This is a genomic window from Campylobacter concisus (genome assembly GCF_902460875.1).
In the GTDB taxonomy this organism is placed as follows: Bacteria; Campylobacterota; Campylobacteria; order Campylobacterales; family Campylobacteraceae; genus Campylobacter_A; species Campylobacter_A concisus_AA.
On sequence record NZ_CABPVR010000004.1, the window covers coordinates 37,645 to 45,480 of the forward strand.

A 7,836-nucleotide genomic window follows, 5' to 3' on the forward strand; every position below is an offset into this window, starting at 1 on the left:
TTTAGCTCCATTTTTCTTCTAGTTTTTTTGATAGTTTTGAGACTGGATAGCAGATCACAAAATATAAAAAGAATATGAGTGTGTATATCCAAAATGGCGCCATAGGATTTGTAAATACATTTCGCTCAATGATCTGCTGGCCGACTTTGACAACCTCTACGACGCCGATTAGCACGACGATAGAGGTCGTTTTTATCATACGGCTTAGTAAATTTACAGCTCCAGGCACTAGCCTTCTAGTGGCAAGTGGGATGATGACGTGAGAGTAAATTTGAAATTTACTAAGTCCAAGTGAGGCGGCTGATTCAAATTGATGTTTTGGTATTGATGTTATTGCGCCACGCACGATGTCCATCATTTCAAAAATTCCCCACAAGCTAAAGACGATGAGTGAGGCTGTAAATGCTGAAATGTGAATATCAAACGCCTTACTGACACCAAAATAAAATAAAAATAGCCAAACGATCTGAGGCATTATGCGAACGATTTCTAGGCAAATTTTCAAAATAAAATAGATAAATTTGTTTTTCATGCTCATAAGCACACCAAGCACTAAGCCACCGATTATAGAGATAAAGATAGAGATAAATGAAATTTCTGTGCTAACGACTAGACCTTCAAAGAGCCTTAGTAAATTTTGCGTATCAAATAAAATACTAACTCCTTGCATTTCTCACCCTTTTTTCGACATAGCTAAGCACCAACGAGACTGGCAAAATGATGATGAGATAGCTAATAACCAGCATAAAAAGCGCTTCGTCTGTTTTGTAATAAAGCCCGATGAGATCCTTTGCGATGTAAACTAGATCGGCAAGTGCTACGATACTAACGATGCTTGTCTCTTTTAGTAAGAAGATAATATTTGCACTAATGCTTGGCACTGCTACGCTAAATGCTTGAGGCAAGATAACATATCTTAAGAGCTGATTTTTACTAAGTGCGATGCTAAGTCCTGCTTCTATCTGCGACCTTCTAACCGCCTCAAAGCCAAGTCTAAAGCTCTCGCTCATGTAGCTGCCTCCAAGAAAGCTAAGTCCAGCGACCGCACAGGCAAAGCCGCTCATCGACACTCCAAGCTTTGGCAAGCCGTAGTATAAAAAGAAGAGCTGGATAAGAAGTGGCGTGTTTCTTGAAAGTTCAACGTAGCAATCAACTAGTTTTGAGAGAAATTTTAGCTTGTAAAATTTCACAGCCATGCAAAAAACACCTATCAAAATAGAAAAGACGATCCCCAAAAAGGCAATTTCGATTGTAAGCACGCCAGCCTTTACAAAAAGTGGGTAAAATTTCTCAATAAACTCAAAATCCATAAAACTTTAATCCAATCTGAAAAATGGAGTTATTTTATCTTATAATCATAAATTTAAAACTAATTAGATATGATCTTACTTTAAATTTAAGCTTGTAAAAAGGATAAAAATTGATCGATCTTTTTCAGATCATTGGCTTTTTAGGGATGATTTGCATCGTGATGGGCTACTTTTTACTTCAGATCGGTCGCCTAAATAGCCGCGATCTAGCCTATCAGATAATAAATTTAGTAGGTGCGGTGCTACTTATAATCTCGCTTTTTGTGCACTTTAACCTCGGTTCATTTTTGATAGAGGTCTTTTGGATAATCATTACGATTTATGGAATTTATAAAATTTACAAGGAGAGAGCGTGAGAGCGTACGCAGAGTGGGAAGAGCAGGAGTTTTTGTTTTTATCGCTGCCACATAGCAATAGCGACTGGGAGCCTTATTTAGAGGAGATTTTGGCGAGCTATGAGGAGCTTGTGGCTGCTGTTACGCCCTATCAGAAGGTGGTGCTCATCTGCCCCGATGAGGCAAATTTTGCTAGGTTTAAGAAATTTAAAAATGTTGAGTTTGTTAAGCTTGAGACTGACGATACTTGGATCAGAGACTACGGTATGATCGACGTTTGTGCTGAAGACGGCGTAAAGAGCTACGACTTTAAATTTAACGCTTGGGGCGGTAAATTTAAGAGCTCAAAAGATGATGCGATAAATTTAGAGCTAGCTAAAATTTACAAAACCAAGCTTGAGTCAGTTGATATGATACTAGAGGGCGGAAGCATCGAGTTTAACGGAGATGGCGTGCTTTTAACCACCTCAAAATGCCTGCTAAATGAAAATAGAAATTCCTCTCTTAGCAAAGAGCAGATCGAAGAAAAACTAAAAAATTTATTTGGCTTAAAGCGTATCATCTGGCTTGAAAATGGCTTTATAAAAGGCGATGACACAGATAGTCACATCGACACTTTAGCACGCTTTATCACGCCTGATACGATAGCTTACGCAGCTTGCGAAGATGGGAGCGATGAGCACTTTGATGAGCTAAAAAGGATGGAAGATGAGCTTAAAAAAACTGGCTTTAAGCTACTTGCTCTGCCGCTACCAAAACCTAAATTTTATGATGGCAAAAGGCTTGGCTGCACCTATGCAAACTTCATCTTTGTAAATGGCGCACTGATCGTGCCAACATATAACGACGAAAACGACGAAAAGGTACTAAATTTACTAGCCAAGGCACTTCCAGATAGAAAGATCATCGGTGTAAATTCGCTAGTTTTTGTCCGTCAAAATGGCTCGCTTCACTGCTCAAGCCAAAATAGATACAAAAGGTCTTAGCCTTGTCAAGTCCGTTTGATTATGAGTTTAACCGCATAAATAAGCAGGAGTGCACGCAGGGCGAAAATAAGGCAGTTATCGCAGCCGGAGCTTGCGCCTTTTTGCTCGCACTTGTGAAATTTGCAGCGGGACTTTTTAGCGGTTCGGTCGCTGTGCTTGGCTCGGCGATTGATTCAATGCTTGATTTTATCGTTTCGCTTTTAAATTTATTTGCGCTTAGAAAGTCAAGAAAGCAAGCTGATGAGAGATTTAACTTTGGCTACACAAAGCTAGAGGCGTTAGCAGCGCTATTTGAGTGCGTTATCATCGTTGTGGCTGCTGGATATATATTTTATGAGAGCGTTAAGAAATTTAGCGAGCCAAATTTAGAGATAGACCTTGGCTTAAGCCTTGGTGTGATGGTATTTTCGGTCATAGTGACGTTATGTTTGGTGCTATTTTTAAACCAAATTTCTAAAAAAAGTGGCAATCTTATAATAAAAGCAGACGCGCTGCATTATAAGATCGACCTTTTTAGTAACCTTGCAGTCATCATCTCGCTACTTATCATTAAATTTAGCGGATTTGTGATGATAGATGCGATCTTTGGTATCGTGATAAGCGGCTACATCGCTCAAAGCGCGATAAGCCTTGGCAAAGACGCTCTTGGTATCTTGCTAGATCACGCAGCAAGCCCTGAGGTCACAGCTGAGATCATCAAGATGATAAAGGCAAAAGAGAGGATTTCAGACTTTCACTACCTAAACACAAGACAGAGCGCAAATACTATATTTTTAACGCTGCATTTAGTTTTTGACAAAGATATCTCGCTTTACGACGCGCACGAGGTGGCCGACTCGCTTGAAGCTGAGATAAGAGAGAAATTTAAGGAATTTTCGTGGCAGATAACCACGCATTTAGACCCATATAACGACAAAGAAGGGAGATGAGATGAAAGTAGCACTACTTCAACAAGAATTTAAAGGGACAAAAGAGGCAACCATCGCAAAGACGCTTGAGCTAATCGCCGAGGCAAAAAAAGGTGGCGCTGATCTAGTTGTCTGCCAAGAGCTGCACCAGACGCAATACTTTTGCCAAAGCGAGGATACAAATTTCTTTGATCATGCAAACGAGTGGCAAGAAGATGTCGCTTTTTGGGGCAGGGTGGCAAAAGAAAATGGCGTTGTTTTAGTCACTTCGCTTTTTGAAAAGAGGGCTGACGGACTTTATCACAACACCGCCTTTGTCTTCGAGCGTGACGGTAGTGTGGCTGGCAAATACCGAAAAATGCACATCCCTGATGATCCTGGATTTTACGAGAAATTTTACTTCACGCCTGGCGACATTGGCTTTGAGCCTATTGAAACTAGCCTTGGTAAGCTTGGCGTTTTGGTCTGTTGGGATCAGTGGTATCCAGAAGCAGCAAGGCTAATGGCGCTAAAAGGGGCGAAAATTCTCATCTATCCAACGGCTATTGGCTGGTTTGAGGGCGATAGCGACGATGAAAAGTCAAGACAACTTGAAGCGTGGGTGGCGGTGCAAAGAGGTCACAGCGTGGCAAATGGTCTGCCAGTAGTCGCAGTAAATCGCGTGGGCTTTGAAAAAGATGATAGTGGCGTGATGGATGGGATTAAGTTTTGGGGAAATAGCTTTGTTTTTGGGCCACAAGGCGAGCAGCTTTTCCGCGCAAATAGCACAGATGAGCTTTGCAAGATCGTTGAGATAGACATGAAAAGAAGTGAAGAAGTGCGCAGAATTTGGCCATTTTTAAGAGACCGCAGGATCGATGCCTACGCAAATATCACAAAGAGGTTTATCGACTAAATTTGGAGCTAGAAATTCTAGCTCTTTTAAAATGTAAATTTCTTATCCACTATGCGAACTATCCTGCCACCAAGCCTTTTTGCCTGCTCTTCATTGTGCGTGGTGATGATGATAGTGTATCTTTGCGACAAGCTTTTTAAAAGCTCCTCTACGATCAAGACATTTTTCATATCAAGCGACGAGCAAGGCTCATCAAGCATGAGCACTTCAGGCTTTGTGGTTAGCATCCTTGCGATGCAAAGTCTTTGCTTTTGACCGCCGGAAAGCTTGCTAGCTGGCATATCTAGGTCACTTATCTCATCTAGTAAATTTACGCTTTTAAGTAGCTCTTCTACTCTTTTTTGCTTATCCTTTATGCTGCCCTCATAAAATTCCATCGCATAGGTCAAATTTCTTTCTACACTAAAAGGAAAGAGGGTGGCGTCTTGAAAGAGTATGGCTAGCTTTCGTCTTAGCCAAATTTCGCCATTATTTTTGATATTTTCGCCTTTAAATAGTATCTCTCCACTATATCTGCCGCCCTTTTGCTCCAAAAAGCCATTTAGCGTTGATAGAAATGTCGATTTACCACATCCTGAGCTACCCATTAGGCAGATGATCTCGTTTTCGGCGATGTTTAAATTTAGATCTTTTAAAATTTCATTATCTTGGTAAAAGATACTAAGATCTTTTATATTTAAAATATCTGGCAATTTTCTCTCCTATATCAAATAAAACTATGGCTGAAAGCAGGTGTAAAATGATCAATATAAAAATGAGTACGAGCGCTGTAGCGTAGGCATTTTGCGTTGCGACTGACTGGCTTAGGAGCATGTGCAGGTGAAAAGGTAGTGCCATGACCGGCGAGAGCAGGCCTTCTGCCTTTGCCATGAAGACGACTCCAGTTAAAAGTAGTGGCGCAGTTGCCCCTATGGCGTAGCTGCCAGCAAGTATTAAAATAGATATTATATTTTTTCTAATAGTTGGCAAAACAAGCTTTCTAGCCATGAAATCTTTATCAACACCAAGCGCGAAGCTATCTCTTAACATCTTTTCATCGATCTGCGAGATCACCTTTTCTGTGCTAACTTCAACAAATGGAAAGACCATCAAAGCAAGCGTAATACTAGCTGTTAGCAGGCTTTTAGGGATATCAAGACTAACGATAAAAAGCCCATAAACAAACATCCCAAGCAATATAGAGGGTATGGAGGCCATCGTTTGGATGATAAATTTAAGCCCAAGTTTGATTGTGCTAGAAGTGCAGTAAATTTGCCTATAAATGGCGCAGCTAACGCCAAGAAGCGCAGAAAATATCATAGATAGTATCATCAGCAAAAATGAGCCTATGATAGCATCTCTTATGCCGCCACTCTCACCTAAATTTAAACCTTGCGGATTTTTGGTTAGAAAGTCTAAATTTATCTGAGAGATGCCATTTGCAAAGATGAAATAAAATATCCAAAATATCACCGCAACCACTATAAATACGCAAAGATAGGCATAAAATTTGACTAGATGATCTTTAAAAGCGTTCATTGTTTTTCTCAAATTTAAAGATAAAAATATTTAGCATAAATATAAAAACAAGCAGGACAAATCCGCTTGCAATAAGAGCGTGATAGTGCAAGCTACCAGCCTCGCTCATACCCATTTCAAGGGCTATTAGAGATGGTATGGTCTGAGCTTTTGAGAGTAGGTGCGGAAAAAGCGGGGTGTTGCCTATGACCATCATCACAGCCATCGTCTCGCCAGCTGCCCTTGAAAATGCTAGTATAAAGCCTGAAATACTAGCTTTTATGGATTTTCTAAAAATGATTTTTCTTATAAAATATCCCGTGCTTACGCCAAGCGCATCTGAGTTTGTTTTGAAATTTTGCTTTAGCAGACCCACGCTTTGGAGCAAGTGCGAAGTAAAAAAGGGCAGTATCATGACGCTAAGGATGAGGCTAGCTGCCAATACTGACTCGCCAGCGGACATTTTTAGCCCTGACTCTAAAATTTTTACAACCGTGTAAAGCGCGAAAAATCCATATATGATAGATGGTATGCCAGCTAGTATTCGTATCATCCAGTCTAGCACGTGCCTAAGCCAGGCGCTCGCAAAAAAGCAGATAAAAATAGTAACGCCAAGTGAGATAAAAAATGAAAATATGCAAGCTAAAAACGCAACTACGAAATTTGCGACCAGGATATTAAACAGCCCAAAGCTAAAAGGCTCTGTGCTAACGTCCCAGTCGCCGTTTAGTAAGAAGTCAAAAAGGCTTACTTCTGCAAAGAAACTCGTGGAATTTATCAGTAAAAATCCCACAAGCAAAAGCAAAAGCATGGCGGATAAAAGTGTGAAAAGATATATCGCGCCTTTAAAAATTTGCCCTGTCATTGGCTATTTTACTGGTATAAATCCCATTTTTTCGATAGTCTTTTGACCTTCGGCTGAATTTAACACATCAACAAAAATTTGCTCGCTCTTGCTTAGATCGCCACTTTTTACGATGATGAGCGGGCGAGAGATGTAGTATTTGCCATCAACTATATTTTTAACAGTTGGTTCGACGCCATCAACGTTTAGCGGTATTAGCTTGCCTTTGTTTTGGTTTGTGATACCAAAAGAAGCGTAGCCAATAGCGTTTTTATTTTCGATGATCTTTGATACAAGCGCGCCCATGGAAGGTGATTGGATGACGTTTTTACTAACTTTGACATCTTTCATGATCTTTTTTTGAAATACCTCGTGAGCACCGCCGCCAAGATCTCTTGTAACTACGACTATTTCGTCATTTGGTAGGGATTTGTCAAGGTCGCTCCACTTTTTATACTCGCCTGAGAAAATTTTGACGATCTCATCTTTGCTTAAATTTCCGCCCTTTATCTTTATCACCTCATTTTCTGGATTTACAGCTACGCAAAGTGCGTCTATGCCAAGCGTATAGGCTTTCATATCTTTGATCTTTGCTTTTTCGCTATCTTTTATATCGCGAGCTAGCATACCAAAGTCAGCGACATGATCAAGCACGGCTTTTACGCCAGCGCCAGAGCCACCAGCTGAGACAAAGATGGTGATGTTTTTATTTGGTAAAGAGCTATCAACTTTGTCCCAAGTCTCGTACTTTTCGATAAAGTCGGTTGAAATTTTAGCGATGACTGGAGCTAGAGTAGATGAGCCACTAAAGCTAACTTGCGTTTTTTCATCCGCACCAGAAGCGAAATTTAAAGATAAAAGCAGCATAGAAGCAGCCAACATAAGTGATTTTTTCATAAAAACCTCCAAAATTTGATTGTTATTAACATTTATAAAAGCTATTGATTAGTTGTAAATTTGCAACAGTTTTTCTAAAACTTAGAACTGCGGTGGATTATACAATAAAAAATGATATTTAAATAGCTGGTTTATCAAATTTATTTTGGCTAATAAAGAAATAT

General features: G+C 40.0%; 10 protein-coding genes. 4 read left to right on the forward strand and 6 right to left on the reverse strand.

Features of this window, described 5'->3' with window-relative positions:
* Position 1: 1 nt before the first annotated feature.
* The gene (locus tag F3H01_RS01880; RefSeq protein WP_103593871.1) at positions 2–670 is read right to left on the reverse strand and encodes an amino acid ABC transporter permease; all 669 of its coding nucleotides are present in this window, start codon (positions 668–670) and stop codon (positions 2–4) included.
* The gene (locus tag F3H01_RS01885) at positions 657–1,310 is read right to left on the reverse strand and encodes an amino acid ABC transporter permease (RefSeq protein ID WP_149724652.1); all 654 of its coding nucleotides are present in this window, start codon (positions 1,308–1,310) and stop codon (positions 657–659) included. The genes F3H01_RS01880 and F3H01_RS01885 overlap by 14 nt, the downstream gene beginning before the upstream one ends.
* 110 nt (positions 1,311–1,420) lie before the next feature.
* On the opposite strand from F3H01_RS01885, the gene F3H01_RS01890 reads away from it, so the two are divergent.
* From F3H01_RS01890 to F3H01_RS01905, 4 genes are read left to right on the forward strand one after another with little or no spacing between them, the layout of a single operon-like run.
* Positions 1,421–1,666 (forward strand): CBU_0592 family membrane protein, encoded by a 246-nt coding sequence (locus F3H01_RS01890; protein ID WP_009293649.1) that lies wholly within the window; start codon positions 1,421–1,423, stop codon positions 1,664–1,666.
* On the forward strand, positions 1,663–2,631 hold the full coding sequence (locus F3H01_RS01895) for an agmatine deiminase family protein (protein ID WP_149724653.1): 969 nt from the start codon (positions 1,663–1,665) through the stop codon (positions 2,629–2,631). The genes F3H01_RS01890 and F3H01_RS01895 overlap by 4 nt, the downstream gene beginning before the upstream one ends.
* A gap of 2 nt (positions 2,632–2,633) precedes the next feature.
* Positions 2,634–3,560 (forward strand): cation diffusion facilitator family transporter, encoded by a 927-nt coding sequence (locus F3H01_RS01900; RefSeq protein WP_149724654.1) that lies wholly within the window; start codon positions 2,634–2,636, stop codon positions 3,558–3,560.
* 1 nt (position 3,561) lies between these two features.
* Positions 3,562–4,434 (forward strand): carbon-nitrogen hydrolase, encoded by an 873-nt coding sequence (locus F3H01_RS01905; RefSeq protein WP_103613923.1) that lies wholly within the window; start codon positions 3,562–3,564, stop codon positions 4,432–4,434.
* A gap of 26 nt (positions 4,435–4,460) precedes the next feature.
* On the opposite strand, the gene F3H01_RS01910 is transcribed toward F3H01_RS01905, so the two are convergent.
* The 4 genes from F3H01_RS01910 to F3H01_RS01925 are packed head-to-tail and all read right to left on the reverse strand — an operon-like array spanning position 4,461 to position 7,672.
* Entirely contained in the window at positions 4,461–5,126 is a 666-nt protein-coding gene (locus F3H01_RS01910) for a phosphate ABC transporter ATP-binding protein (protein ID WP_149724655.1), read from the reverse strand.
* Positions 5,095–5,952 (reverse strand): PstA family ABC transporter permease, encoded by an 858-nt coding sequence (locus tag F3H01_RS01915; protein WP_149724656.1) that lies wholly within the window; start codon positions 5,950–5,952, stop codon positions 5,095–5,097. The genes F3H01_RS01910 and F3H01_RS01915 overlap by 32 nt, the downstream gene beginning before the upstream one ends.
* A complete protein-coding gene (gene pstC, locus F3H01_RS01920) occupies positions 5,939–6,796 on the reverse strand; it encodes a phosphate ABC transporter permease subunit PstC (protein ID WP_149724657.1) in 858 nt (285 codons plus the stop codon). The genes F3H01_RS01915 and pstC overlap by 14 nt, the downstream gene beginning before the upstream one ends.
* 3 nt (positions 6,797–6,799) lie before the next feature.
* Positions 6,800–7,672 carry a phosphate ABC transporter substrate-binding protein gene (locus F3H01_RS01925; RefSeq protein ID WP_149719534.1) on the reverse strand — a complete coding sequence of 291 codons (873 nt, stop codon included), beginning with the start codon at positions 7,670–7,672 and terminating at the stop codon, positions 6,800–6,802.
* Between the last annotated feature and the right edge of the window lie 164 nt (positions 7,673–7,836).

Bases quoted from the DNA above. Each gene is read 5' to 3' on its own strand.
- F3H01_RS01880 (WP_103593871.1), bottom strand. From the start codon at position 670: ATGCAAGGAGTTAGTATTTTATTTGATACGCAAAATTTACTAAGGCTC.
- F3H01_RS01885 (WP_149724652.1), bottom strand. From the start codon at position 1,310: ATGGATTTTGAGTTTATTGAGAAATTTTACCCACTTTTTGTAAAGGCT.
- F3H01_RS01905 (WP_103613923.1), top strand. From the start codon at position 3,562: ATGAAAGTAGCACTACTTCAACAAGAATTTAAAGGGACAAAAGAGGCA.
- F3H01_RS01915 (WP_149724656.1), bottom strand. From the start codon at position 5,952: ATGAACGCTTTTAAAGATCATCTAGTCAAATTTTATGCCTATCTTTGC.
- pstC (WP_149724657.1), bottom strand. From the start codon at position 6,796: ATGACAGGGCAAATTTTTAAAGGCGCGATATATCTTTTCACACTTTTA.
- F3H01_RS01925 (WP_149719534.1), bottom strand. From the start codon at position 7,672: ATGAAAAAATCACTTATGTTGGCTGCTTCTATGCTGCTTTTATCTTTA.